This is a genomic window from Cellulomonas sp. KH9, from assembly GCF_900114185.1.
GTDB lineage: Bacteria > Actinomycetota > Actinomycetes > Actinomycetales > Cellulomonadaceae > Cellulomonas.
Genome location: NZ_FOSE01000004.1, coordinates 265,519 through 292,223, shown reverse-complemented (window position 1 = coordinate 292,223; position 26,705 = coordinate 265,519). Strand labels below are relative to the sequence as shown.

General features: G+C 76.4%; 22 protein-coding genes and 1 tRNA gene. 11 read left to right on the top strand and 12 right to left on the bottom strand.

All coding sequences use genetic code 11. The features are described 5' to 3' along the window. Positions 1–23: 23 nt before the first annotated feature. Positions 24–566: a P-loop NTPase family protein gene (locus tag BMZ16_RS14310; RefSeq protein ID WP_218143368.1), complete on the bottom strand. Its 543-nt coding sequence runs from the start codon at positions 564–566 to the stop codon at positions 24–26. After that, positions 563–2,689, bottom strand: coding sequence for a 4-alpha-glucanotransferase (malQ, locus tag BMZ16_RS14305; protein WP_089801632.1), 2,127 nt, complete (start codon positions 2,687–2,689; stop codon positions 563–565). Before malQ ends, BMZ16_RS14310 begins: the two co-directional genes overlap by 4 nt. Before the next feature lie 105 nt (positions 2,690–2,794). Here malQ and BMZ16_RS14300 point away from each other — a divergent pair, with 105 nt between their 5' ends. Together BMZ16_RS14300 and BMZ16_RS14295 are read left to right on the top strand one after the other, a co-directional pair. Then, complete coding sequence (locus BMZ16_RS14300; protein WP_255366684.1) at positions 2,795–4,996, top strand: prolyl oligopeptidase family serine peptidase; 2,202 nt, start codon at positions 2,795–2,797, stop codon at positions 4,994–4,996. Continuing rightward, positions 4,993–6,240, top strand: coding sequence for a mechanosensitive ion channel family protein (locus BMZ16_RS14295; RefSeq protein ID WP_255366682.1), 1,248 nt, complete (start codon positions 4,993–4,995; stop codon positions 6,238–6,240). Before BMZ16_RS14300 ends, BMZ16_RS14295 begins: the two co-directional genes overlap by 4 nt. Positions 6,241–6,243: 3 nt before the next feature. Here the strand turns inward: BMZ16_RS14295 and BMZ16_RS14290 are convergent, their stop codons facing one another. Together BMZ16_RS14290 and BMZ16_RS19830 are read right to left on the bottom strand one after the other, a co-directional pair. Further along, positions 6,244–6,711 (bottom strand): PTS sugar transporter subunit IIA, encoded by a 468-nt coding sequence (locus BMZ16_RS14290; RefSeq protein ID WP_089801630.1) that lies wholly within the window; start codon positions 6,709–6,711, stop codon positions 6,244–6,246. Between the two features lie 13 nt (positions 6,712–6,724). Next, positions 6,725–7,258: a PTS sugar transporter subunit IIB gene (locus BMZ16_RS19830; protein ID WP_255366681.1), complete on the bottom strand. Its 534-nt coding sequence runs from the start codon at positions 7,256–7,258 to the stop codon at positions 6,725–6,727. On the opposite strand from BMZ16_RS19830, the gene ptsP reads away from it, so the two are divergent. From ptsP to BMZ16_RS14260, 5 genes are all read left to right on the top strand, one after another. Next, positions 7,230–8,915, top strand: a complete 1,686-nt coding sequence (gene ptsP, locus BMZ16_RS14280) for a phosphoenolpyruvate--protein phosphotransferase (RefSeq protein WP_089801626.1) — start codon at positions 7,230–7,232, stop codon at positions 8,913–8,915. The genes BMZ16_RS19830 and ptsP overlap by 29 nt on opposite strands. 73 nt (positions 8,916–8,988) lie before the next feature. Next, positions 8,989–9,372, top strand: a complete 384-nt coding sequence (locus BMZ16_RS14275) for a globin (protein ID WP_089802120.1) — start codon at positions 8,989–8,991, stop codon at positions 9,370–9,372. Between the two features lie 2 nt (positions 9,373–9,374). Next, positions 9,375–10,253: an acyl-CoA thioesterase gene (locus tag BMZ16_RS14270; protein WP_089801624.1), complete on the top strand. Its 879-nt coding sequence runs from the start codon at positions 9,375–9,377 to the stop codon at positions 10,251–10,253. A gap of 57 nt (positions 10,254–10,310) precedes the next feature. Continuing rightward, a complete protein-coding gene (locus BMZ16_RS14265; RefSeq protein ID WP_089801622.1) occupies positions 10,311–11,303 on the top strand; it encodes a DNA topoisomerase IB in 993 nt (330 codons plus the stop codon). 45 nt (positions 11,304–11,348) lie between these two features. Beyond that, a complete protein-coding gene (locus tag BMZ16_RS14260) occupies positions 11,349–13,139 on the top strand; it encodes an SDR family oxidoreductase (RefSeq protein WP_255366679.1) in 1,791 nt (596 codons plus the stop codon). Here the strand turns inward: BMZ16_RS14260 and BMZ16_RS14255 are convergent. The 7 genes from BMZ16_RS14255 to BMZ16_RS14225 all read right to left on the bottom strand — a co-directional run bounded on the left by BMZ16_RS14255 (position 13,120) and on the right by BMZ16_RS14225 (position 23,262). Beyond that, positions 13,120–13,614, bottom strand: a complete 495-nt coding sequence (locus BMZ16_RS14255) for an acyl-CoA thioesterase (protein WP_089801620.1) — start codon at positions 13,612–13,614, stop codon at positions 13,120–13,122. The genes BMZ16_RS14260 and BMZ16_RS14255 overlap by 20 nt on opposite strands. Before the next feature lie 165 nt (positions 13,615–13,779). After that, entirely contained in the window at positions 13,780–15,378 is a 1,599-nt protein-coding gene (locus BMZ16_RS14250) for a dynamin family protein (protein ID WP_089801618.1), read from the bottom strand. Next, positions 15,375–17,345, bottom strand: coding sequence for a dynamin family protein (locus BMZ16_RS14245; RefSeq protein WP_089801616.1), 1,971 nt, complete (start codon positions 17,343–17,345; stop codon positions 15,375–15,377). Before BMZ16_RS14245 ends, BMZ16_RS14250 begins: the two co-directional genes overlap by 4 nt. Positions 17,346–17,473: 128 nt before the next feature. Beyond that, a complete protein-coding gene (gene ettA, locus BMZ16_RS14240) occupies positions 17,474–19,156 on the bottom strand; it encodes an energy-dependent translational throttle protein EttA (RefSeq protein WP_089801614.1) in 1,683 nt (560 codons plus the stop codon). Positions 19,157–19,298: 142 nt separating this feature from the next. Next, on the bottom strand, positions 19,299–19,922 hold the full coding sequence (locus tag BMZ16_RS14235) for a single-stranded DNA-binding protein (protein WP_089801612.1): 624 nt from the start codon (positions 19,920–19,922) through the stop codon (positions 19,299–19,301). Positions 19,923–20,086: 164 nt separating this feature from the next. After that, entirely contained in the window at positions 20,087–21,649 is a 1,563-nt protein-coding gene (locus tag BMZ16_RS14230) for a GTPase (RefSeq protein ID WP_089801610.1), read from the bottom strand. After that, complete coding sequence (locus BMZ16_RS14225; RefSeq protein WP_255366677.1) at positions 21,646–23,262, bottom strand: dynamin family protein; 1,617 nt, start codon at positions 23,260–23,262, stop codon at positions 21,646–21,648. Before BMZ16_RS14225 ends, BMZ16_RS14230 begins: the two co-directional genes overlap by 4 nt. Before the next feature lie 219 nt (positions 23,263–23,481). Here BMZ16_RS14225 and BMZ16_RS14220 point away from each other — a divergent pair. Beyond that, positions 23,482–23,554: transfer RNA gene (locus BMZ16_RS14220), tRNA-Arg, on the top strand. A 9-nt stretch (positions 23,555–23,563) separates the two neighbouring features. On the opposite strand, the gene BMZ16_RS14215 is transcribed toward BMZ16_RS14220, so the two are convergent. Next, positions 23,564–25,087 (bottom strand): DUF2079 domain-containing protein, encoded by a 1,524-nt coding sequence (locus BMZ16_RS14215; RefSeq protein ID WP_177199721.1) that lies wholly within the window; start codon positions 25,085–25,087, stop codon positions 23,564–23,566. Positions 25,088–25,268: 181 nt separating this feature from the next. On the opposite strand from BMZ16_RS14215, the gene BMZ16_RS14210 reads away from it, so the two are divergent. Genes BMZ16_RS14210 through orn form a run of 3 tightly spaced genes read left to right on the top strand, consistent with a single transcriptional unit; the run spans position 25,269 to position 26,562 of the window. Then, a complete protein-coding gene (locus tag BMZ16_RS14210) occupies positions 25,269–25,478 on the top strand; it encodes a hypothetical protein (protein ID WP_089801605.1) in 210 nt (69 codons plus the stop codon). Between the two features lie 54 nt (positions 25,479–25,532). After that, on the top strand, positions 25,533–25,847 hold the full coding sequence (locus tag BMZ16_RS14205) for a hypothetical protein (RefSeq protein WP_089801603.1): 315 nt from the start codon (positions 25,533–25,535) through the stop codon (positions 25,845–25,847). Between the two features lie 25 nt (positions 25,848–25,872). Continuing rightward, the gene (gene orn / locus BMZ16_RS14200; RefSeq protein WP_089801600.1) at positions 25,873–26,562 is read left to right on the top strand and encodes an oligoribonuclease; all 690 of its coding nucleotides are present in this window, start codon (positions 25,873–25,875) and stop codon (positions 26,560–26,562) included. Positions 26,563–26,705 lie beyond the last annotated feature (143 nt).

The following is a 26,705-nucleotide window of genomic DNA, read 5'->3' as shown; positions in this document are numbered from 1 at the left end:
GCGAGGTGGGCGGACCCGACGGGTCAGCGGCCTGCGCCGCGCTCCACGGCCCGGAGCCACGCCTCGGCCTGCCGCGGGCCTCGCAGGCGCACCATCCGCGGGTCCCCCGCGCGCGCGGCGTAGCGCGCGGCGACGCGCCGGTACGACGTCCAGGACCACAGCACGATGTTCTGGTCCGGGTCGCGGTGCCGCAGGCTCGCCAGGCTCTCGCGGTTGCCGTGCCACAGCTCCTGGCGGGTGAGCCCCCGCCACAGCGTGCGCCGCACCACCCGCGACATCACGATGCGGCGCGGGTGGTCGAGCCACACCACGGCGTCCACGCCGTCGAGCAGGTCACCGAGCCGCGACTCCCAGTTGCCGTCGACCACCCAGGCGTGGCCCGCCGTCCGTGAGCGCAGGTCCGCGACCGCCTCCGCGACGTCACGCTTGACCCAGCCCGGCCCCCAGAAGACCTCGTCCAGCTCGACGTGCGGTGCCCCGAGCGCCCGGGCGAGGCGCCGCGCGAACGTGGTCTTGCCCGACCCGGAGGTCCCCACCACCCGCACGCGGCGCAGGTCCGTCGTCACTCGCCCATCGCGTCGGCCAGCGACTGGGCGCGGGCGTTGGTGAACAGGTCCTCGAGCATCACCAGCTGCCCCGTCCCGTCGGCCAGCGGCACCTTCCAGTTCGGGTACTCACGGTCCGTGCCGGGCTGGTTCTGCGCCCGCCGCTCGCCCACCGCGTCGGCCAGGGACACCCCCAGCAGCACCGCGGGCGTCGCGGCGACCCAGCGGTGCAGCGCCTCGACGATCTCGCGCTCGCTCGGGTCGTGCCCCAGCAGCCCGCGCTCCCGCAAGGCGCTCATCATGCGCTCGCGCTCCGCAGCCGCCTCGGCCCGCACCTGCTCGACCGGGGTCGACAGCAGCCCCAGCCGGTCGCGCAGGGTCACGTGCTCCTCCGCGAGGTACCCGGCGGTCGGCGGCAGGTCGTGCGTCGTGACCGTCGCCAGCGCGAGCCGGCGGTACGACTCCGGCGGCCGCGGGCGGCCGTCGTGCTGCTGCTCGAACCACAGCACCGAGGTCCCGAGGATCCCGCGCTCCGAGAGGTAGTCGCTCACCCACGGCTCGACGGTGCCCAGGTCCTCACCGATCACCACGGCCCCGGCGCGGTGCGCCTCGAGCGCCAGGATGCCGACCAGCGCGTCGTGGTCGTACCGCACGTAGGCACCGTCGCGCGGCGAGTTGCCGACGGGCACCCACCACAGGCGGAACAGCCCGAGCACGTGGTCGATGCGGATGGCACCGGCGTGCCGCAGCACCGTGCGCAGCATGTCCCGGTACGGCCGGTAGGCGGCGCGGGCCAGGGCGTCGGGGTGCCACGGCGGCTGCGACCAGTCCTGGCCCTGCTGGTTGTACATGTCCGGCGGTGCGCCCACCGAGGCCCCGGTCGCCAGGACGTCGCGCAGCGCCCACGCGTCGGCGCCCTCGGGGTGCACCCCGACGGCCAGGTCGTGCATGATCCCCAGCGCCATGCCGCCCTCGCGCACGACGCGCTGCGCCCGCTGGAGCTGCTCGTCGGCCACCCACTGCAGCCAGGACCAGAACACGACACGGTCGGCCAGCTCGACGGCGGCAGCCGCGACGGCGTCGGACAGCGGGTCGCGCAGGTCGTCCGACCAGCCGGCCACGGGGCCGTACCGCTCCACGAGCGCGCACCACAGCGCGAACTCGCGCAGCCCCTCGCCCTCCTCCTCGACGAACGCGTCGAACTCGGCCTGGCGGGCGGCCGAGCGCGGGTGGGCGAACACGACCTCGAGCGCGGCCCGCTTGGCCGCCCAGGCCGCGTCACGGTCGATCGGGCCGGGGTCGGCGTCGAGCGCGAGCACGGGCTCGGCGGCCCACTCGACGAGCGCGCGGTCCGCCGCGGACAGGTAGGCCGTCTCCCGGACGTCCTCCACGCGGATGTACAGCGGGTTGACGAACCGGCGGGTCGTCGGCAGGTACGGGCTGGGCGTCAGCGGCTCGACCGGCTCCGCGGCGTGCAGCGGGTTGACCAGAAGGAAGTCGGCGTGCCAGCGGTGCGCGGCCAGCCAGCCGAGCTCGGCGAGGTCGGCGAGGTCGCCCACGCCCCACGACGTCCGGGAGCGCACCGAGTACAGCTGGGCCATGACGCCCCACACGGCACGGTCCTGCAGCCGCTCGGGCAGCTCGAGGCGCTCCGGGGTGACGACGACGGGGCTGTGCGCGTGCGCGGACGGGCCCTCCGCGCGGATCTCGTGCCAGCCCAGCGGCAGGTCGTCGGGCAGGGCGAACGTCGCGCGGCCCACGAGCCGCCCGTCGACCTGCCGCGGCTCGACGACCACGTCGACCTGGACGACCTCGCGCCGGCCGCCGCCGACCTCCGGGTCGAGCTCCAGCCACACCTCGACGGGGTCGCCGTGCGTGACGTGCACCGGGACGTTCACGGAGCTGCCCTGCCGCAGCACGACCACGGGCGGCAGCACCCGCCGCCACGGCATGTTCTCGACGTGGTCCAGCGCCAGCGCGACCCGCTCGGGCGTCGACGCGTCGACCCCGAGGGCGGCGAGCACGCGGATCACGGTCTCGTCGCTCGCCTCGTGGTCGTGCCCGTCGTGGCCGCGGTAGGCCGGCACGACGTCGTAGGCGGCGGCGAGCCGCCACAGGTCCTCGTGCAAGGTGGTGTGTGGCACCCCTCGATCCTGCCAGAGCACGCCCGGTGCAGCGCCCCGGGGGGCCGCGCGGCCGGACGAGTGACCCACCGCAGGACCGCCGGGCGCGACGTAGCCTGGGGCACCGTGACGACCGAGCCGCTGCGCGCCACCGCGCGCCCCGTCCCGCCCGCAGCCCCCTACCCCGACGCCCCGCGCACGGACCTCGTCGAGGACCTGCACGGGCGCCGCGTCGCCGACCCGTACCGCGTCCTGGAGGACCCGGACGACGAGCGCACCGCGCGCTGGTCGCGTGCGCAGGACGACCTGTACGCCGCGTACCGCACGCGCGTGTCCGCCGCCGCGACCGGCACCCCGTTCGCCGACGCCACGCTGCGCGACCGGCTGGCCGCCCTGCTGGGTGCGGGGTCCGTCGGTGCGCCCGCGTGGCGCGGTGCGCGCCGGTTCTCCACGCGCCGCGCCGGCGACCAGGAGCACGCGGTCGTGGTCGTCGCCGAGCCGGGCGCCGACGGCACCCCGACCGAGCGGGTGCTCGTCGACCCGCTCGCGCTCGACGCCGCCGGGACCACCACCCTGGACGCGTGGCAGCCGTCGAAGGAGGGCGACCTGCTCGCGTACCAGGTCTCCCACGGCGGGACCGAGGAGAGCGTGCTGCACGTCCTCGACGTGGCGACCGGTGCGCCGGTCGACGGTCCGATCGAGCGCGCCCGCTACTCCCCCGTCGCCTGGCTGCCCGGCGGCGAGGCGTTCTACTACGTGCGCCGTCTCGCCCCGGACCTGGTCCCGGCCGACGAGCAGCAGTACCACCGCCGGGTCTGGCTGCACCGCGTCGGGACCTCCCCCGACCTCGACGTCGAGGTCTTCGGTGCGGGCCTGGACCTGACCAGCTACTACGGCGTGCAGGTCAGCCGCGACGGCCGCTGGCTGATCGTGTCGGCGTCCGCGGGCACGGCACCGCGGACGGACGTGTGGATCGCGGACCTCACGGCGCCCGGCGCGCACGAGGCCCCGATCTTCGTCGAGGTCGCTGTCGGGCTCGACGCCGAGGTCGGCGCGTGGGTGGGCCGGGACGGCCGGCTGTACGTCCACACCGACCTCGACGCGCCGCGCGGCCGGCTCGCGGTCACGGACCCGACGACCCCGGGGGTGGAGCACTGGACGACGCTCCTGCCGCAGGACGACGTAGCGGTCCTGGAGGACGTCGCGTTCGTCGACGACGGCGACCCGGCGCAGCCGACGGCCCTGCTCGCGTCGTGGCGGCGCCACGCCGTCAGCGAGGTGACGCGGCACGACCCCCGCACGGGTAGGCGCACGGGGCACGTGCCGCTGCCCGGGCTCGGCTCGGTCTCGGGCCTGGTGACCCGCCCCGAGGGGGGTCCCGAGGTCTGGTTCGCGTACACGGACCACGTGACCGTGCCCCACGTGCACCGGTACGACGCGCGCACCGGTGACGTCGCCGTGTGGGCGGCCCCGCCGGGCGCCCTGCCCGACGTGCCGGCGGTCCACAGCCGGCAGATCGAGGTCGCGCGGGCGGACGGCACCGTCGTGCGCGCGTTCGTGCTGGCGCGCGCGGACCGCGTGGACGCCGACGGGCGCCCGCTCGCCCCGGCGCCCACCGTCCTGTACGGGTACGGCGGCTTCCAGATCAGCCTGGACCCGGCGTACTCCGCGACGACCCTCGCGTGGGTCGAGGCCGGCGGCGTGTACGTCGTGGCGAACCTGCGCGGCGGCGGCGAGGAGGGCGAGGAGTGGCACCGCGCGGGCATGCGCGGGAACAAGCAGAACGTCTTCGACGACTTCCACGCGGTGGCCGAGCACCTGGTGGCCGAGGGGTGGACGACCACGGGAACGCTGGCCTGCTGGGGCGGCTCGAACGGCGGCCTGCTCGTCGGTGCGGCCGTGACGCAGCGCCCCGACCTGTGGGCGGCGGCCGTCTGCTCGGCACCCCTGCTCGACATGGTCCGCTACCAGCGGTTCGGCCTGGGCGTGACCTGGACCGAGGAGTACGGCGACGCCGACGTCCCCGAGGAGCTGGACTGGCTGCTCGGGTACTCGCCCTACCACCGCGTGGTCGCCGGGACCGCGTACCCCGCGGTGCTGTTCACCGTCTTCGAGGGCGACTCCCGGGTCGACCCGCTGCACGCCCGCAAGCTCGCCGCCGCGCTGCAGGCGGCCACCACGTCCGACCCGACGGACCGGCCCGTCCTGGTGCGCCGCGAGATCGGCGTGGGCCACGGCGCCCGCGCGCTGTCCCGGACCATCGGCCTGTCGGCCGAGCAGCTGCAGTTCGTCGCCGACCGCACCGGTCTGCTGGGGGCCGCTCGGTGAGCGCGCTGACGATCGCGCGGCTGACCGCGCCACCGGCCGCGACCGACGACGTGACACCCCCGCCCGTCCTGAAGCCGGACGGCATCGACTGGGACGCCTGGGCCAAGGAGTGGGGCGAGTGGTTCATCGGTGTCCCGCTGCGCATCGTGCTCATCGTCGTCATCAGCTCGATCGTCCTGCTCGTGCTGCGCCACGGGATCTCCCGCATCGCGCGGCACGTGGCCGAGGGCGAGCCGGCCATCGAGCGCGGCGTCCTGCGGCCGCTCGGCCGGTCCGAGGTCGGGTCCGTGCTGCTCAAGGCGAACCCGCTGGCGACCGCGCGGCGCGCCCAGCGCGCGCAGACCGTCGGCTCGGTGCTGCGCTCGACCGCGTCGATCGTCGTGTGGTCGATCGCCGTGTTCCTCGTGCTCGACAACCTCGGCGTCAACCTCGCCCCGTTCATCGCGTCGGCCGGGATCGTGGGCGTCGCGGTCGGCTTCGGTGCGCAGAGCCTGGTCAAGGACTTCTTCTCCGGCCTGTTCATGCTGCTGGAGGACCAGTACGGCGTGGGTGACGTCGTGGACGTCGGCCCCGCGACGGGCACGGTCGAGGCCGTCGGGCTGCGGGTCACGAAGGTCCGCGACGACGACGGCACGCTCTGGTACGTCCCGAACGGCTCGATGGTGCGCGTCGGCAACAAGACGCAGGGCTACAGCACGGCCGTCGTCGAGGTCGACGTCGACTACTTCGTCGACCTCGACGAGGCCCGTCAGCTGCTCACGCAGGCGGCGCGCACCGTCGCCGCGGACCCCGTGGTCGGCGCCTACCTCCAGGGTGAGCCGACGGTCACGGGCGCCGAGAAGCTCGCGGCCGACGCCGTCGGGCTGCGCCTGTCCGTCCGGACCGCCCCGGCCATGCAGTGGGAGGTGGCCCGGCACCTGCGCGTCGCGGTGCGGCAGGCGCTCGAGGCGGCGGGCATGCCGCTGGCCGGGCAGCGGGACGCCCTGGTGGCGCACCAGGAGCGCCTCGGGCTGGTCCCGGCGGCGGCGGAGGACGGCGCGGCGAGCAGCGCCGACACCGCGGACGGCGGGGCCGCCGGCAGCGACGGTCCGGGGCCGGCAGCGGACCGGGCCGACGGCACGCCGCAGGGCGACGCACCGCAGGGCGACGCACAGCAGGCCGACGCCCCGCCGCGGGATCCGCACGACACCCCGGTGCACGACGCGGTCGAGCGCCGCGATCCCCCGCCGGCGCCGGCGGGCTGACGGTCAGCCGGCCGTCCACCCCAGCACCGGGCGGCCGGCCTCGACCCGCTCACCCTCGGCGACGAGGAGCGTGACGTCGGCGGCGTCCGCCTGCAGGGCCACGACGGGGCACATCGTCGACAGGCCCGCCGCGGCCACGTCCACGGGCGACCAGGTGAGCACGCGCTCGCCCGCCCGCACGTGACGGCCGCGCTCGACGTGCAGCTCGAACCCCTGCCCCGCCAGGGTGACGGTGTCGATGCCGACGTGGACCAGCACCGCCCGACCGTCCTCGATCTCCAGCGCGAAGGCGTGCGGGTGCAGCGCGCCGACGACGCCGTCGCACGGCGCGAGCACGTCCTGCCGGCCCGTGCGGTCGGGCTCGACCGCGAGCCCGGGCCCCACCATCTGCTCCGCGAACACCGGGTCGGGGACGGCCGTCAACGCCCGCACCACGCCCGGTACGGGGCTGGTCAGCCGCAGCTGCGCCACGCGGCGGCCGGTCTCAGCGCAGCGTGTCGAGCTCGGCGGCGAGGTTGTCCGCCTCGGGTCCCACGATCACCTGCACGATGCGGCCCGAGCGCACGACGCCGAACGCACCGCTCGCCTTGAGCGCGGCCTCGTCCACCAGCTGCGCGTCACCGACCTCGACCCGCAGCCGCGTGATGCAGGGCTCGAGGTCCACGACGTTGGCCTCGCCGCCCAGTGCGGCCAGGATCTGCTCTGCCTTGCTCAATGGGTCTCCCTGGTTCGTCGTCGCCGGCGCCCGGGTGCGGCGTCGGCGGGGTACCCCGCCGACGGCATCGACCGGGCGTGCACGGTCGGACCCCAGGCTACCGCCGCGCCACCGCGCGGCGCCCCTGCCGCCGCCCGCGGCGTGCGGGGCGGGGTGTGCCGGGCGCGCGACCGCGTTGGACCTTCGGGTGGGCCCGGGCCAGACTGCGGGGGCACGGCGACGACGGCGGCCGCACGACCGTCCCCTCGTCCCGGCGGTACCGAGGAGGTCCGGGGTGGGCAGCACGTACGTCGTCAGGGGCATCGGCGTGAGCCCGGGACGCGTGGTGGGGCCTGCGGTGCGCCTGCCCGACGCCGTCGCCGAGCCCCCCGCCGGCCGGCGCCTGCCGCCGGGCTCCGACACCGACGCGGCAGCCGAGCGGGTCGCCGCGTCCGCGGCGGCCGTGCGCGACGAGCTCGACGCCGCGGCGCAGGCCGCCGAGGGCGACAGCGCCGCGCTGCTGCACGCGACGGCCGCGATGGCGGCCGACCCCTCCCTGGTCGCCGACGCCCAGCAGCGGGTGCGCGACGAGCACCTGGTGCCGGAGCGGGCGGTGTGGGAGGCCGCGGACGCGGTCGCCGCCGAGCTCGAGCTGCTGGGCGGGTACATGGCCGAGCGCGTGCGCGACGTGGTCGACGTGCGGGACCGGCTGGTCGCCCACCTGACGGGTCTGCAGGCCCCCGGCGTACCCGTGCGCCCGTACCCGTACGTGCTGGTCGCGCAGGACCTCGCACCGGTGCTCGCCGCGACGCTCGACCCGCAGCGCGTGCTCGCGGTGGTCACGGCCGCCGGCGGGCCGACGTCGCACACCGCGATCCTGGCGCGGTCGCGGGGCATCCCGGCGGTCGTCGCCGCGACCGAGGTGCTGGACCTCGCCGAGCACACGCAGCTGCTCGTGGACGGCGCCGCCGGCACCGTGGTCGCGGACCCGACGGACGACGCCGTGCAGCGCGTCCGTGCCCGGGGTGCGGCGGTGCGCACGTTCGACGGCGACGGACGCACCGCGGACGGCCACCGGGTCGAGCTGCTCGCCAACGTGGGCGACCCCGCCGACGCGCAGGCGGCCGCCGCCGCGGGCGCCCAGGGTGTCGGGCTGTTCCGCACGGAGTTCGCGTTCCTCGACCGCACGCAGGCGCCGGACGTCGACGAGCAGACCGCGGCGTACGGCCGCGTGCTGGCCGCGTTCACGGGCCGCAAGGTCGTCGTGCGGACCCTCGACGCGGGGGCGGACAAGCCCCTGCCCTTCCTGCACGCGGCGCCCGAGGCGAACCCCGCGCTGGGGGTGCGCGGCCTGCGCGTGGCCCAGGAACGCCCCGACGTCCTCGAGGACCAGCTCACGGCGATCGCGCGTGCGGCCGCCGAGCACCCGGGCACCACGACCTGGGTCATGGCGCCGATGGTGGCCACGGTCGACGAGACCGAGTCGTTCGTCGCCGCGTGCGCCCGGCACGGTCTGCGCACCGCCGGGATCATGGTCGAGATCCCGAGCGCGGCGCTGCTGGCCGGCCCCCTGCTCGCCCACGCGCACTTCGCGAGCGTCGGCACCAACGACCTCACGCAGTACACGATGGCCGCGGACCGGCTGCTCGGCGCGGTCGCGGGCCTGTCCGACGCCTGGCAGCCGGCCGTGCTGCGGCTCGTGGAGGCCACCGCGCTGGGAGGCGCCGCCCAGGCGCGGCCCGTCGGCGTCTGCGGCGAGGCCGCTGCGGACCCGGCGCTGGCGGTGGTGCTGGTCGGGCTCGGCGTCACGTCGCTGTCGATGACGCCCCGGGCGCTGCCCGACGTCGCGGCCGTGCTGGCCGCCACCGACCTCGCGACGTGCCGGGTGCTGGCGCGCCGTGCCGCCGACGCGGCGAGCGCCGCCGACGCCCGGGCCGCGGTGCGCGCGGGCCTGCCCGTGCTGGACGAGCTGGGGCTGTGACCGTCACCGGGGTGGCGCGACGCACACCCCGGGCACGTCCGTCCAGGTGGGGCCGCGTGTGAGGATGGGCGGCGTGAGAGACGACTCGTTCTACGCGGCCGTCGGCGGGCACGAGACGTTCGTCCGGCTCGTCGACGAGTTCTACCGCGGCGTCGCGGCGGACCCGGTGCTGCAGCCGATGTACCCCGAGGAGGACCTCGGGCCCGCGGCCGAGCGCCTCACCCTCTTCCTCGAGCAGTACTGGGGCGGACCGACGACCTACTCCGAGCAGCGCGGCCACCCCCGGCTGCGGATGCGGCACGCGCCGTACAAGGTCAACCCCGACGCCCGCGACCGCTGGCTGCGGCACATGCGGACCGCCGTCGACTCGCTCGACCTCGCACCCCTGCACCGCGGGCAGCTGTGGGACTACCTGGAGCGCGCGGCCCACTCCATGCTCAACACCTTCGAGGACTGACCATGACCCTGCCCGATGCGAGCCACGACCCCGTCGGGGCGGTGCTGCGTGCCCTGGACCTGACGGCCGACCCGAGCGAGCCGGACACCTTCGAGGGGCTCAGCCTCCCGCAGCCGCAGGGCCGCGTGTTCGGCGGGCAGGTCCTGGCGCAGGCGCTGCTCGCGGCAGGCCGCACCGTCCCGGACGGCCGACTGCCGCACTCGCTGCACGGCTACTTCCTGCGGCCCGGGGACGACTCCGCACCCATCGGCTTCGCGGTGGAGCGGCTGCGCGACGGCCGCTCGTTCTCCGCCCGGCGCACGCACGCGCTGCAGGGCGGCGCGCCGATCCTGTCGATGATCTCCTCCTTCCAGGAGCGGCAGCCCGGCATCGAGTACGCGCAGACGCCCCCCGACGTCCCGGACCCGGAGGAGGTCGGCTCGGCCCTCGACGCGCTCGGTGACGTCGACCACCCGATGGCCCGGTTCTGGGCGCAGGAGTCCGCGTTCGACCTGCGCCACGTCGACGGGTCGATCTACCTGCGCGCCGGCGCGCAGGGCAGCCAGGGCGACCAGTGCGTCTGGGCGCGGGCCCGCGGGCCCGTCCCCGACGACCAGCTGCTGCACCGTGCGCTGCTCGCCTACGGCTGCGACCAGATCATGCTCGAGCCGGTGCTGCGCCGCGCCGGTCGGCCGTGGGCGACGCCGGGGCTGTCGATGGCGAGCCTCGACCACGCCATGTGGTGGCACCGCGACGTCCGGGTCGACGACTGGCTGCTGTTCGTCCAGACGTCCCCGAGCGCCCAGGGCGGGCGTGGCCTGGGCGCGGCGCGGGTGTTCGACCGGGAGGGCACGCTCGTCGCCTCCATCGCGCAGGAGGGCATGGTCCGGGTCCCGGACTGACCCCGGCGACTCGCGCTCGACGAGCGTGACGCGCGCCGGCGGGCGAGACTCTGCGGCATGGTCCGGCTCCGACGTGTGCGTCTCGACCAGCCCGGTTGGACGCGCCGCCGGGCCGGGCGCGGCTTCGTGTACCTCGACCACGAGCGGCGCCGCATCGAGGACCCGGAGCACCTCGAGCGCCTCACGACGCTCGCGATCCCGCCGGCCTGGCGCGAGGTCTGGGTCAGCCCCTGGCACAACGGCCACATCCAGGCCGCGGGGCTGGACGAGGCGCGGCGCCGCCAGTACCTGTACCACCTGCAGTGGCAGGCCCGGCGGGCACGGCTCAAGCACGAGCACGTGCTGCAGGTGGCCCGTCGGCTGCCGGCCGCGCGCCGGCGGGTGCGCGCCGACCTGGCGCTCGAGGGCATGCCGCGGGACAAGGCGCTGGCCCTCGCGTTCCGCCTGCTGGACCGCGCCTACCTGCGGGTCGGCACCGAGGGGTACACCCGTCGGCACGGGTCCTTCGGGCTCGCGACGCTGCGTCGGGAGCACGTGCACGTCCTGCCTGACGAGGACGGCCGCCCCGGCGCCGTGCACCTGCGGTTCCCCGCCAAGTCGGGTCAGATCCGCGACACGGTCGTCGACGACGAGACGGTCGCCGCGCTGGTCCGCACGCTGCTGCGGCGCCGCGACGACAGCCCGGAGCTGCTGGCGTGGCGCGACGACGCGGGCTGGCACGACGTGACGAGCAGCGACGTCGGGGCGTACGTGCGCGACCGGCTGGGCGAGGCGACGCCCAAGGACTTCCGCACCTGGCACGCCACCGTGCTGGCGGCCCGCGGGCTGGCGGAGGCCGGTCCGGCGCCGCACAGCGACCGCGGGCGGCGCCGCGTCGTCGCGTCGGTGGTCAAGGACGTCGCCGAGGAGCTCGGCAACACCCCGACCGTCGCCCGCTCGTCGTACGTCGACCCGCGGGTGATCGAGCTGTGGGAACGCGGCGAGACCATCGCGCCGACACGGTCGCAGCAGGTGGCGGAGCGACGCACCCTCGCCCTGCTGACGGACTGAACGCCCCCGGGTGCGGCCCCGCGCCCCCGGCCGCACACTGCCCGGATGAGCGACGCGCGCACCGACGTCCCGCCGGCCCCCGGGCACGGCGACGACCCCGAGCACGGGGCCGGCCTCCGGGCCGACCTCGCCCCCGAGCCGGTCGTGCGCACGCTGGACGGACTCGTCCCGGGCACCGGACCGGACGGTCGGCCCCGCCCCGACGCCCCGCTCGTGGCGGTCACCGGGGTGACGGGGTACGTCGGCGGCCGGCTCGTGCCCGAGCTGCTCGCCGCCGGCTACCGGGTGCGGGCGCTGGCGCGGCACCCCGAGCGCCTGCGCGGACGCCCGTGGTACGACGACGTGGAGGTCGTGGCGGCCGACGCGGCCGAGCCCGACCAGATCCGTGCGGGCCTGGAGGGTGCCGACGTCGCGTACTACCTGATCCACTCGCTGGGCACGGGCCGCACGTTCGAGCAGCGCGACCGCCACACCGCGCTGGTCTTCGCGCAGGCGGCACGCGAGGCGGGCGTGGGCCGGATCGTCTACCTGGGCGGCCTGTACCCCGAGGGCGAGGAGCTCTCGCCCCACCTGGCCTCCCGCACGGAGGTCGGGGAGATCCTGCTGGCGTCCGGCGTGCCGACCACGGTGCTCCGGGCCGCGGTGATCCTCGGCTCCGGCTCGGCGTCGTTCGAGATGATGCGGTACCTCACGGAGCGGCTGCCGGCGATGACCGTGCCGCGCTGGGTGCAGAACCGGATCCAGCCCATCGCGATCCGCGACGTGCTGCGGTACCTCGTCGGGTCGGCCGCGATGCCGCCGGACGTGTCGCGGGCGTTCGACATCGGCGGGCCCGACGTCCTGACCTACCGCGACATGATGCAGCGGTACGCACGGATCGCGGGCCTGCCGCGGCGCGCCATCGTCGCGGTCCCCGTGCTGAGCCCGCGGCTGTCGAGCCTGTGGGTCTCGCTGGTCACGCCCGTGCCCGGCGGGCTGGCACGCCCGCTGGTGGAGTCCCTGGTGCACGAGGTGGTGTGCGACGAGCACGACGTCGCGCGGTACGTGCCCGACCCCCCGGGCGGGCTCATCGGCTTCGACCGAGCCGTGCGCCTCGCCCTGGCCCGGGTCCAGGGCGCCGGCGTCACCACGCGGTGGTCGTCCGCGACGCCGCCCGGGGCGCCCAGCGACCCGCTGCCCTCCGACCCCGACTGGGCGGGCGGGACCCTGTACGTCGACGAGCGCCGGGTGCGCGTCGACGCCTCCCCCGCCGCGCTGTGGCGCGTGGTGGAGGCGGTGGGCGGCGACCGCGGCTGGTACTCGTGGGCGCTCGCCTGGCGGGTGCGCGGGCTGCTCGACCGGGTCGTGGGCGGTCCGGGGCTGCGCCGCGGTCGCCGCGACCCGGCACGGCTGCTGCTCGACGACGCCGTCGACTTCTGGCGCGTGGAGCAGATCGTCCCCGGCCGGCTGCTGCGGCTGCGGGCCGAGATGCGGCTGCCCGGGCTGGCGTGGCTCGAGCTACGCGTGGAGCCCGCCGACACCTCCCTGGACGACGACGCGACGCCCGCCGTGCCCGACGACACCCCGTGGGAGCCGGCCGAGTGGCGTCGCCCGCCCGTGGTGTTCGCGCAGCGCGCCCTGTTCCACCCGCACGGCCTGGCCGGGCAGCTGTACTGGTGGGCGGTCTACCCCTTCCACGGCGTGGTGTTCGGTGGCATGCAGCGCAACGTCGCCCGCGCGGCCCGGTCGGCCGAGCGGGCCCGACGCGACCGGGGTGCGTCGGACGGCGGCGGCCCGACGGCGAGCGGGACGACCGCCGACCGGGACGTGGCCCCGGTCACGCCCGGCGGCGGATGACCACCGGGTCCTCGACGTACGGCTCCCAGACCGCGCGCTCCTGCGCCGTCAGGCGGCGCGGTGCACCCGTCGCGGAGTCGACCAGCACGATCGTCGTCGTCGCCCGGGCGTAGACCTCCGAGCCCGCGACCGCGGTCGGCGCGTCCCGGACCTCGTAGCAGACGTCGAGGCTCGCGCCGCCCAGGTGCCCGATCCACAGCTCGATGACGACCGGTGCGCGCCGGTACGGCAGCGGCCGGACGTACTGGATCTCCTGCCGCGCGACCAGCGTCGAGGTCAGCGCCCCCGGCCCGGCGTCGAGCACCGCCGTCGGCCGTGCCCCGTCGGGGACGACGCCGTCCGGTCCCTCGGGGTGACGCCAGAACACCTCGATGCGCGCCTCCTCCAGGAGGCGGAGCATCTCGACGTTGTTCACGTGGGCGTACGCGTCCATGTCGGACCAGCGCAGCTGGACCGGGACCTCGATCCTCGCCATCGACTTCCCTCCTGTGCCGGCCGCGACGGTCCGCCGGGCCTCGGGTGGCGCCGCACCGCGCCGCCCGGAGCGGCGGCGGGTGCGACGGCCGACGTCGATCCTGCCGCACGGGCGGATCGGGACGCGCAGCGCCCACGTCCCGCACGGGCACGCGGTCCGCCGGGATCAGCGGGCCGCGGCGCGGGTGGCCAGGTCCCGGCAGCTGCGCAGCGAGGCGACCTCCTGGGCGACCGGGTCCACCACGAGCCGGCGCGCCACGTCCTGGACGGCGGCACGCAGCCGTCGCCGGGCGGAGCGGGCGCGTGCCCGCGCGCCGAGCCGGGCCGCCACCGCACCGAGCAGCGCCACCAGCAGCCCGGCGAGCACGCCGCCCACCAGCAGCACGGTGGGGGCGGGGGCCGGCCCCCAGACCGGTGTGACCGGGTCGGGCAGCTGCAGGTACGCCAGAACCGCCAGGCCGGCCAGCCAGAGGGCCCCCGCGACGGCGGCCGCGAGCAGCAGCCACTGCACGGCACCGGCGGCGCGCCACCACCAGACGGGGCGCTCCGGGAGCAGGCGGGTGCGGGCGACCGCCAGGTCCAGGGCCTCGGGCAGGTCCGCCGCCGTGACGCGCGCCCGCGCGGCCAGGACCCACGCGTCCGGTGCACCCGCGAGGACCGCGTCGGCGTGGTCCCGCACCGCCGTCGCGGCACGCGCCCGCTGCGCCGCGCCGGCGGGCGGCAGCGACGTGGGCGACACGTCCGCACCCGCTGCGCGCGGCGCCAGGTGCAGCCGGCGCAACGGGTCCGGACGCAGCCGGGCGAGCCACCGCACGGGCGGCCAGCCGGTGTGCGCCGCGGCGCGGCGCACCGCGGAGCGACGCACGGCGGCGACGACGGTCGGCACGCCTGCGGCGTCCTCCAGCGCTGCGACGAGGTCGTCCGTCGCCGCGGACCGCCGCCGCTCCCCCGGCACGTCGCGGCACGCGTCGGCCACCTCGAGCGCCGCCGCGCGCACGTCCGCCACCCACCGCCGGTTGCCGGCCTCACGACGCTCGACCGCCCGCGTGACGAGCGCGCGCAGGTCCGCCACACCGTCACCGCTGCGGGCCGAGGCCGCCACGACGCGGGCGCGCGGGAGCCCGTCGTCCGCGGCCAGCCGGCGCAGGTCCGCCACGACGGCGGCCACGTCCGCGGCCGGGAGGCGGTCCGCCTGGTTCAGCACGAGCACCACGACGTCGTCGCGGCCTGCCAGCGGTCGCAGGTACCGCTCGTGCAGGGCCCCGTCGGCGTACTTCTGCGGGTCGACGACCCACACGAGCAGATCAGCGCGGGCGACCAGCCGCTCGGCGCGCAGCCGGTGCTCCACCACCACGGAGTCGTGGTCCGGCAGGTCCAGCAGCACGAGCCCGCCGGTGAGCCCTGCTGCCACCGCCGGCGGCACGGCGTGCCGTCGACGCACCTCGAGCCAGTCCAGCAGCTGTCCCGGGCCGCTGCCGTCCGGGTCCTCGCCGACGACGACCGCCAGCGGGTGCGACGTCGTGGGTCGCTGCACTCCCGTGGCCGCGAGCTCGTCCCCCACGAGCGCGTTGAACAGCGAGGACTTGCCCGACCCGGTGGCACCCGCGAGCGCGACGACGGTGTGCTCGGCGGACAGGCCCGCACGCTCCCGCACCCGTTCCAGCAGGTCCCGGGTCCGTGCGACCAGCGGCGCGGGCAGCCGCTCACCGCCCGCGTCCAGGGCCGCGGACAGCGCGTCGAGACGCTCGTCCAGGGTCGGGCTCATGCGCCGTCCCGCCGGTGGCCGCCGAGCAGCCGCCGCCACCAGCCCCGGCGCGCGGTCGCCCCGTCCGCCGGGGGCGTCTGCTCCCCGGACGCGGTGCCGCTCACGGTGCCGCCGGGGGTCCCGCCGCGACGCGTCGCACCGGCGCCACGCAGGGCGGGGCCGACGGCGGGCGACGGGCCGCTCGACGCCGCGGCCGGGCGTGCGGCACGGTCGGCGCGCGCGGCCCGCTCGACGTCCTCGGCCACGGCCCGCAGCTCTGCACCGTCCGCCTGGGCGGCGCCCAGCGCGTCGAGCTGGGCCGTGTACCGCTCGGCCTCGCGGGCGAGCAGGTCCGTCACACGCGCGTCGAGCCGCTCGCGGGCCTCGACGGTGAGGCGCCGCACGGCGTCGTCACCGAAGACCGCCTCGAGGAGCTTCTGGGCGACGACGGCCGTGCCGCCGGCGATCCCGACCTCGATGCCGGTCAGCCCGCCGGTGGACGCGAACGCGAGGACCATCAGGCTGACGCCGGCGACGTTGACGCCGAACGAGAGGTAGCGGGCGGTGCCGCGGCGGGACTGCCCCTGCTCCCGCACGAGCGCGAGCACGTCGGACTGCCAGCCGCGGACCTGCGCGTCCACCTCGGCCCGCAGCGTGGTGGACGCACGGGCCAGGTCGAGGCCCTGGAGCAGCGCGGCCCCTGCGGGGTCGCCACGCCACGCGGCGTGGGTGCGCTCCGCGGCCTCGTCCGCGGCGTCGAGGACGACCGCCGCGAGCCCGTGCGCGATGGCCTGCTCGACGCGCGGCGCCGGCGCGGGCGTGCCGCGGAAGAACCCGGTGAGGGCGTCGCGCACCCGCCCGACGCCCTGCTCGACCGACCGCAGCAGGTCACCCGTGCCGACGAGCTCCTGCCAGCGGGCCAGGACCTCGCCGCGCAGCATCGCCCCGTCGGAGGTCGCGGCGCGCACGTGCGCGGCGGCGTCGTCGTAGGCGGCTGCCACGGTCCGGCGCAGTCGTGAGTCGGTCGCGACCTGGACGTCGGCGGCGTCCGCGAGCACGCGGGTCCGCCGCACCAGGTCGTCGACCACGCCGTCGCGTGTCGCCGTCGCCACGGCCTCGCGGGCGGGCGCGTCGGCGCCCAGCGCGGTCAGCCACGTGGCCACGTCAGCGACCGCCTGCTCCGGCAGCAGCCCGTCCGTGAGCGGCGCCTCGGGTACCAGGAACAGCGGGGCGTCGGGCAGGCCGTTCTCGTCCATCATGCGGCGCAGGTCCTGCACGACCTCCTCCGTGCCGGGGTCGACCCGGTCGACGACGAGCGCGACCTGCGCGTGCCGTGCGGCGGCCCGGTGCAGCACGTCCCACGGGACGGCGTCGGCGTAGCGGGCCGCCGTGGTGACGAACAGCCACAGGTCGGCGGCGTCCAGGAGCTGGGCGGCCAGGCGCCGGTTGCCGACGTCCACGGAGTCCACGTCGGGTGCGTCGAGCAGCGCGAGGCCGCGCGGCAGCGCGTCGGAGGCGACGAGGCGCAGCGCGCGCGCCGCGTCGATCGACGCGTCGTCCCCCCGGGCGCCCGCGCCGGGGTGGCCGGTGAGCCGGGCGAGGCCGGGCAGCACGCGCTCGGTGGAGTACCAGCGCTCGTCGAGCGGGTGGTGCACGAGGACCGGCGCCCGCGTGGTGGGGCGCAGCACGCCCGGCGCCGTCACCTCCGAACCCAGCAGGGAGTTGACGAGGGTGGACTTGCCCGCGCCGGTCGATCCCCCGACGACGACCAGGAGCGGGGCGGACCGTGCCCGCAGCCGCGGCAGCAGGTAGTCGTCGAGCTGGGCGGCCGCGGCGGCCCGGTCGGCGCGCGCCCCGTCGACCCCGGGGCCCTCGAGCGGCAGGGTGAGCGCACCCAGGCGCGCCCGGAGCCGTTCGAGCGTGCCGAGGAGCCCGCCTCCCGCGCCGACCGGGGCCGCGTGCGCGTCGCTGACCTCGGGCTCCGTCATGCCGCACAGTCTGCCCGACCACCCCCGCGGCAGCCCGCCGACGGGTGACCCGCCGACGGGTGACCCGCCGGACGCGCGACGGCCCGGACGAGCGGTGCTCGCCCGGGCCGTCGGGGGTGCGGGCTGCGTCAGTCGCGACGCAGCTTGCGGTACGTGACGCGGTGCGGGCGGGCAGCGTCGGCGCCGAGGCGCTGGACCTTGTTCTCCTCGTACGAGGCGAAGTTCCCCTCGAACCAGTACCAGTTCGCGGGGTTCTCCTCGGTGCCCTCATACGCGAGGATGTGCGTCGCCACGCGGTCGAGGAACCACCGGTCGTGGGAGACCACGACGGCGCAGCCGGGGAACTCGAGCAGGGCGTTCTCGAGCGAGCCGAGCGTCTCGACGTCGAGGTCGTTGGTCGGCTCGTCGAGCAGCAGCAGGTTGCCGCCCTGCTTGAGCGTGAGCGCGAGGTTGAGGCGGTTGCGCTCACCACCCGACAGCACGCCCGCCGGCTTCTGCTGGTCCGGGCCCTTGAAGCCGAACGCGGCGACGTACGCCCGCGACGGCATCTCGACGTTGCCGACCTTGAGGTAGTCGAGTCCGTCGGACACGACCTCCCAGAGCGTCTTCTTCGGGTCGATGCCGCCGCGCGACTGGTCGACGTAGGAGATCGAGACGGTCTCACCGACCTTGAGGTCGCCCCCGTCCAGGGGCTCGAGCCCGACGATGGTCTTGAACAGCGTCGTCTTGCCGACACCGTTGGGACCGATCACGCCGACGATGCCGTTGCGCGGCAGCGTGAAGCTCAGCCCGTCGATGAGCTTGCGGCCGTCGAAGCCCTTCTCCAGGTTCGTGGCCTCGAGCACGACCGAGCCCAGGCGCGGGCCCGGCGGGATCTGGATCTCCTCGAAGTCGAGCTTGCGCGTGCGGTCCGCCTCCGCGGCCATCTCCTCGTACCGCGCGAGGCGGGACTTCGACTTGGTCTGCCGGCCCTTCGCGTTGGACCGGACCCACTCCAGCTCGTCCTTCAGACGCTTGGCGAGCTTCGCGTCCTTCTTGCCCTGGACCTGCAGGCGCTCCTGCTTCTTCTCCAGGTACGTGGAGTAGTTGCCCTCGTAGGGGTACAGCCGACCGCGGTCGACCTCGCAGATCCACTCCGCGACGTGGTCGAGGAAGTACCGGTCGTGGGTGACGGCCAGGATCGCGCCGGGGTACTGCTGCAGGTGCTGCTCGAGCCACAGCACGGACTCGGCGTCCAGGTGGTTGGTGGGCTCGTCGAGCAGCAGCAGGTCGGGCTTCTCCAGGAGCAGCTTGCACAGCGCCACCCGACGACGCTCACCACCGGACAGCACCGACACGTCGGCGTCCGGCGGCGGGCAGCGCAGCGCGTCCATCGCCTGCTCGAGCTGGGCGTCCAGGTCCCAGGCGTCGGCCGCGTCGATGGCCTCCTGCAGCTGACCCATCTCCGCCAGAAGCGCGTCGAAGTCCGCGTCAGGGTCCGCCATGAGGGCCGAGATCTCGTTGTAGCGGTCGAGCTTGCCCTTGATCTCGGCGACGCCCTCCTCGACGTTGCCGAGGACCGTCTTCTCCTCGTTCAGCGGGGGCTCCTGCTGCAGGATGCCGACCGTGTAGCCCGGGGAGAGCCGCGCCTCACCGTTCGACGGCTGGTCGAGGCCCGCCATGATCTTGAGGATCGTCGACTTACCCGCCCCGTTGGGTCCGACGACGCCGATCTTCGCGCCGGGCAGGAAGTTGAGGGAGACGTCGTCGAGGATGACCTTGTCGCCGTGCGCCTTGCGCGCCTTGTACATGGTGTAGATGAACTCAGCCACTGAGTGCTCGTCCGCTCCTCGTAGGTCTGGTGGTGCCGCGGGCCGGGGCGCGCGCTCCCCTGCCGCACCGAGGTGCGGACAAGGGGTCGCGCTGTCACCGCCCGGCCGCCGGCGCCGGATGCCGATCCACCAGCCTAGGCGATCACCCGCGTGCGGCGAGCGCCGGAGCGTCCACCCCGGCCCGGGCGCTCCCGCCGCCCGCGCCGGACCCGTCGTGCTCGCCCGGTCCGGACTCGTCCCCGTCGGGCGCGTCCGCCGGCTGCGTCCCGTCCGCGGCGGACGCCCACGGGTCGTCCGGGAACACACCCTCCGACCCCGTGACCTCGGGCAGACCGGTCGGGTCCGGCTCGGTGCCGTCACCCGGCAGGTCGTCCCGGCCGCGGCGCCCGCCCGCCATGGTGCGGCGGAACTGCGCCGTGCCGTACGCCAGGTCGTGGCCGACCGCCAGCGCCTCCAGCACCAGCTCCGTGCGCCCCGCGCCGTCCTGCGCGACCCACTCCGACTGCCCGAGCCGCCCCACCACCAGGACCGGGTCGCTCTTGCGCAGCGACGCCGCGAGGTTGACGGCGACGGTGCGCCAGGCCTTCACCGTGAACCACAGCGTCGGGCCGTCACGGAAGGCGCCGGTCTCCCGATCGAGCACCCGCCGGGTCGAGGCCAGCCGGAACTGCGCGTACGGGACGCCACCGACCCCGTCGAGGTGGTAGCTGCGCAGGTCGGATCCGACCCAGCCGACGACCGTCACGTCCTGCGTGTGCGTTCCCATCGCGGTCCCCTGTCTGCCGTGGCCCCGCGGAGCGCGGGGCGTCGAGCAGCCATCGTGCGGCGCGCGCGAACGGCGCGGCACCGGGCCTCCGCCACCGGTGGACCGTCACGACGCGGACGGGGCTGTGGACGGCTCGGGCCGGCCGGGGCCCGTCGAACAGGGCGTCAGTCCGTCGCGAGGGCCCGCGTGGCCAGCTCCCGCGCGTGCCGGTGCTCTGCGAGCACGTCCTGCGTGGGGGTCAGCAGCCGCCCCCGGGCGGCCGCCTCGATCGCGGCACGACCGTCCGCGACGACACGTTCACCCCGCGTGCGGGCGGCACGCCCCCGCACGAGCAGCGACGCCACCAGGAGCACGAGCGCCAGCGCGAGCACGCCGGCCACCACCGCACCCGGCGGCGCCCAGGGCAGCGCCGCGCCCTGCGCGTCGGCGACGAGCAGCCCGGCCCCGACGAGGCCGGCCAGCCCCGCCAGCGCGGCCAGCACGAGCAGCACGGCGGCGCCGCGGGACCGGCGCGCCGCCACCGGCACGTGCGCGAGCGCGTCCGTCACGGCCAGCCGCAGCTCGACGGTGGTGGCGACCCGGTCGCGCAGGTCCGCCGCCCAGCGCTGCGGCAGCCCCTGCGTCGCGCCGGAGAGCCAGGACGCACGGGCCAGCCCCACGCCGTCGGCGTGCACGTCGCCCAGGCGGGGCGCACGGCCCGACCCGCCGCGCACGGCCGCCGCGACGGCCGCGCCGACGGCCGTCAGCCCGGCGGCCGCGGCCAGCCGGTCGACGACGACCCCGAGCGCCAGCGCGTTCGGCGCGGGCTCGCGCGGCGCGACCTGCGTCAGCACCGCGCGCGCGGCGTCGGCGAGCTCGGCGTCGGCGTGCGCGGCCGCCACGGACCGGCGTGCCACCGCCGCGGCGAGCACGTCGCGCAGCTCGCGGACCCCGTCACCGGTGACGGCCGACACGGCGTGCACGGCGACGTCGGGCAGGCCGTCCTCGACGAGCAGCCTCCGCACGTCCGCCGCGAGGTCGGCACGCACGTCGGCCGGCACGGTGTCCACCTGGTTCAGCACCAGGAGCATCGAGGCGTCGCGGCCCGTCATGCGCCGCAGGTAGCCGGAGTGCAACGCGTCGTCGGCGTACTTCTGCGGGTCGACCACCCACACGAGCAGGTCGACCTGGGGCAGCACGCGGTCGACGACGTCGCGGTGCTCCGGCGCGACGGAGTCGTGGTCGGGCAGGTCGAGCAGCACCAGCCCGCGCAGCGACGCCTCCCGGTCCCCGTCCAGCAGGCTCTCGCGCTCGATGCGGTGCTCGGGCTCCACGCCGATCCAGTCGAGCAGCGGGTCGCCGTCGCCGCCCCAGACGCACGCCGTGACGCGTGAGGTCGTGGGCCGCCGCACCCCGACGTCCGCGAACTGCAGGCCGCTGACGGCGTTGAACAGGCTGGACTTGCCGGACCCGGTGCCACCCGCCAGGGCGACGACCGTGTGGTCGACCCCGAGCGCCAGCCGCTCGCTCACCCGGTCGATGGTGTCGCCGACCTTCGCCACGACCTCGGGGTCGAAGCGGGTGCCACCGACGGCCAGCGCGCCGTCGAGAGCGTCGACGCGATCCTCCAGCGCGGCGGTCGTCGCCCCGCGGACGGCCCCGCCGGGCGGCGTCGGCACCACGATCCGGTGTGCGTCACCGTCCGGGACGAGAGGCACCGTCGACGTGCTGGTGGGGTCGTCGCTCACGTCAGGCCCTTCAGGACGGCGAGGCGGAGCCGCAGCCGCGACGACGCGTCGGCCGCGAGGTCGGGGTCGTCGAGCGCGCGGCCGGCGATGGTGCGCTCGAGGTCGACCTGCGCACGGGCCCGCCGCTCCAGGTCGTCGCGCAGCGTCGCGACGAGGTCGTCGCCTGCGGGCCCGAGCAGCGTGCGGGTCGCCTCGGCGGCCTCGTCCACACCGCTCGCGGCAGCCAGCGCGAGGGCGGCCAGCGCGTCCTCCCCGACGGCCTTGGCGACCTGCGCGCGACGCCGGGCGTCCGCGCCGCTGCCCGCCAGGGTCGCGCGCGCGGCACGCGAGCCCTCACCGACCCAGGCCCGCGCGGCACGCTCGGCGGCGGACACGCGGGAGGCCTCACCGTCCGGCCAGCGCTCGAGGACCGACGTCGCGCCGGCGGGCGCACCCGGCCCCGTGAGCGCGGCCCGCAGCGCCGCGTCGCCACGCTGACCGACCGCCGTGAGGACCGCGGTCGTGGACGTCGTCAGGTCGGTGAGCAGCGGCGCGACGGCCGCCGCCCGGCCGCGGCCGGTGCGGGCGGTGCCGCGCACGCGGCCGGACCGGCCGACGAGCCGGGCGAACGGCGCGCGCTGCGCGGCGAGCTCGGCCCAGCGGGCCCGCACCGCGCCGTCCGCGACGGCCCCGGCACGGATCGTCTCCACCGCCGCGTCGCGGGGCGCCGCCGTGGCCTCGTCGAGCACCTGCGCCACGTGCTGCGCGGCATCGGCCTGGTCCTGCACGGCCTCGGCCAGCTCGTCGACCCAGGGCCGCAGCGCGCCGAGCGCACCCCGCAGCGTGCGTGCGACCACGGTGCGCGCCCGGTCGGGTCCCGCGAGCATCGTCAGCCACCGCAGGACGGGTGCCACCACGGCGCCCGACAGCGGACCGGAGTGGGGCCCGACGTCGGGGATGACGAACAGCGGGGAGCCGGCCAGCCCGTGGGTGCGCAGCCGGTCGAGCAGGTCACCCCGGACCGTCGGGAGCGACGCCGCCGGCACCCGGTTGAGGACCATCGCCACCGACGTGCTGCGCTCGACGGCCGCCTCCAGCACCCGCCACGGCAGCGCGTCGCCGTAACGGGCCGCGGTGGTGACGAAGAGCCACAGGTCCGCCGCCTCGAGGAGCCGGTGCGCGGTGTCACGGTTGGAGTCGAGGACCGAGTCGAGGTCGGGGGCGTCGAGGATCGCGATGCCGCGGGGCACCGTGTCCGCCGCCACGGCCCGCACCTCGTCGAGCACCGGGTGGTGCGACAGCAGGTCGGTGTCGAGCGGGTGGTGCACCAGCACGGGCTCGCGCGTGGTCGGGCGCAGCACGCCGGCGGCGGTGACCTCCCGCCCCACGAGCGAGTTGACGAGGGTGGACTTGCCCGCGCCCGTCGAGCCGGCCACGACCACGACCGCCGGCGCCGACAGCTCGGTCAGACGCGGCACCAGGTGCTCGTCGAGCTGGTCCACCAGGCGCGCCCGGGACGCCCGCGCGGTCGCGACGCCGGGGATCTCCAGCGGGAAGCTGGTGGCCCCCACGTCACGTCGCAGGTCCCGTACCGCGTCCAGCAGGGACGTCTGGGCCAGCGGCCTGGCCAGCATCTCCGCGGTATCCGTGGGCACCACCGAGCGACCCGGCGCAGACGTGGACGGCTGCGCAGGCACGGTTCCGGGCTGCGCGCTCACGGGACCATTGTCGGTGCCACACCTGACCAGGCCAAACGCGGCGCGCGGGTGACAGGTCACAGGTCTGCGCGTCGGCGTCACGTCGCACGTCCACGCGGGGCCGTCGCGCGCACGCCACTACGCTGGTCCGCACTGGCCCCCGTAGCTCAATGGATAGAGCAACGGCCTTCTAATCCGTCGGTTGCAGGTTCGAGTCCTGCCGGGGGCGCCGGGCGACTCAGCCCACGACGGCGCGCGCCACCTCGTACCCGTCCTGCACGTGCACGACCTCGAACGGGACGCCCGGGTGCAGCAGCTCGGCCACCTGCAGGACGTCCCCCCACTCCTGCGGGACGCCGCCCGACTGCCGGTCGACCAGCAGGTACTCCGGCACGGGGTTGCGGTTGCCGAGGTAGTACACGTCGGTGCGGTCGACGAGGTACGACATGAGGCCGACGTCCGTCTCGACGACCGCGCCGTCCGGGATCGTGGCCAGCGTGTCCCGCGCAGCCTGGGCGCGGGGCGCACCGAAGTGCAGGCCGGGGTTCGTCAGCTGCCACAGGGGCAGCTGGGGCAGCAGCATGAGGCACGCCGTCAGTCCCACGACCGGCGCGTACCGGCTGTAGTGCCGCAGCCACCGCACGCGGCCGCGCCGGGCACGGTCGACGCCGTCCAGCATCGCCATGAAGGCGATCGGCATGAGCACGGCGCTGTAGTGCCACGTGGGGCCCCAGTACCCCGGCTCCGGCGACAGGAACCGCCACGCCAGCGTGGGACCGGCGACGAGCACGAACGGCGAGCGCAGCGCGATGCCGCCCGTGACGACCACCAGCAGCCACAGCGTGTGGCCCTTGGCGGGGTCGTAGAGGGCGAGGGGATCCGCGAGCGCGGCGGCCAGGTCGAGGCGCGACCCGTAGGCCCACTCCCCGTCGGGGTTCAGCAGCGGCAGCACCACACGCGTGGCCAGCAGGAAGCCGCCGACGCCCCACGCGGTGAGCAGCAGCAGCGCGGGACGTCGTGCGCGCCACGCCAGCACGACCCCCAGGACGGCGGTCGTCAGACCGAGGTCCTCCTTGACGAGCACGAGCAGCGCCCCGGCGACGGCCGCGGTGCGCCACCGCTCGCGCAGCGCCGCGGCCAGCGACACCGCGAGCAGCGGGACGGCGAACGCGATCTCGTGGAACTGCGCCTCCACCGCGCTCTGCAGACCCCAGCTCAGGCCCGCGGCCACGCCGACGAGGCTGCCGGTGACACGGCCCAGGATCGGCACGGCCGCCCACGCGATCACGGCGGCGGTCACACCGAAGAGCACGTTCTGCACCACGAGCAGCGTGAACGCGTGCGGGAACGCGGCGTACACCGGCCCCAGCAGCACCAGCAGCGGGTGGAAGTGGTCGCCCAGCAGGTTGTACTCCGGCCCCTTGATGTGGACGACCGGCGCGTCGAGGGCCGCGTACCGCGCCGCCAGCTGCGTGAAGATCCCCAGGTCCCACGAGCGCACGACGAACGCCTGCCACTGCGCGACGGAGTACGCCGTGAACACCAGCGCGACGGCGAGCCCCGCGCCGGCGGGCAGCACCCAGCCGCGGGCGGTCGCCGAGGCTCGCGCGCGGGCGGTGCCGGTGGCCGGAGCCTCAGCGGCGTCGGTGGCCGGTGCGGGTGCCGGGTCGTGCCGGCGCTCGTCCACGGGCGCGGGGCCGTCCGGCCCGGTCGACGGCCCGACGGCGCGGCCGGTCGCGGCGGCAGGGTGTCGGGACGACACGACACCTCCCGCTCCCCGCACCGGCGCCGACCCGCCGGTGGACCTCGCAGATCCTCCCACGGGCCACCCGGCGCCGGAAATGTCGTGACGCCGACGAGCGCGCTCTGGTCCAGTGGAGCATCCCGTCCACCACGAGGCACACCCCGCCGGGGTGCGCCACCGCACGCCCTCAGGAGCCGTCATGCATCCCTTCACCACCTACGACGTCCACCGCCAGGAGCACCTCGAGCGCCTGCGCCGCCGGGCGCTGGCACGCGCGAACGACGAGGCGCTGTCCACCCGGGCGGACGCCCGCGGTCGCCCACCGGACCCGGCCCGCTCCCCCGCCGCGACCCGCCGTCCGGCGCCTGCTCGGCGGTCCACCTCGCGCACCTCGCACGTGGCACCATGACCCCGTGCTCACGCCCGCCCGCAGCCACCCCGCCGCCGGCGGGCGTCGCGCGTGATGGGGCGGCACGACGGCCGCCGGTCGGCACCCCCCACGCCCTGGTACCGCCGTGCGGGGCTGATCGCCCTGCGGTGGCTCGGCCGGCTCGCCCTCGGCGCCCTGGCCGGCGGGGTCGTGCTCGGGGCGACGCTGTGGGCGGGCACGTCCTGGCAGTCGGCGCAGCTGCTGGGCGCCGCCGCCGGCGTCCTCGTCGTGGCGGCGGCCGCCGCGGCAGCGACCCTGCCGGGCCCCGTGGTCCCTGCGGCACCGCCGTCACCCACCCGGCCGGGCGACCCGTCGCCCCCTCGTGACGCGACGCGCGGCGGCCCGTGAGGCACGGGCGTCCTAGTCTGTCGACGTGACCAGCACCGCCGACGACGCACCGACCACGACCACCGCCCCCGCGACGGGCGCCCACACCAGTGCCGACCGCATCGTGTGGGTGGACTGCGAGATGACGGGGCTCGACCTGGGCCGCGACGCCCTCGTCGAGATCGCCGCGGTGGTCACGGACTCCGAGCTCAACGTCCTGGGGGAGGGCGTCGACGTCGTCGTCGCGCCGCCGCCGGACGCCCTGGCGCAGATGGGCGACTTCGTCCGGACGATGCACACCACGTCCGGGCTGCTCCCCGAGCTGGAGCACGGCACGACCCTGGCGGACGCCCAGGCGCAGGTGCTCGAGTACGTGCGCACGTGGGTGCCCGAGCCGGGCAGGGCGCCGCTCGCCGGCAACTCGGTGGGCACGGACAAGGCGTTCCTCGACCGCGACATGCCCGAGCTGGTCGCGCACCTGCACTACCGGATCATCGACGTGTCCTCGATCAAGGAGCTGGCGCGTCGCTGGTACCCCCGCGTCTACTTCGCCGCACCGGAGAAGAAGGGCGGGCACCGGGCGCTGGCCGACATCCTCGAGAGCATCGACGAGCTGCGCTACTACCGGGCCGCGCTGCTGCCCGCCGCACCGGGCCCGGACTCGGCCCAGGCCCGCCGCATCGCCGCGGAGGTCGTCGCCACGAGCGTCAAGCGCGGGGTGCTGCCCGACGCGTGACCCCGGGAACGCCGCAGGGCGCCGACCGGAGTCGGCGCCCTGCGCACGTGGGGTGGCTAACGGGACTTGAAAGAGAGACCCGCTGTGGATACAGGACACACGCTACCAGCGTAGATACCTGGTCAGAGGCACTTTCTGGTCCC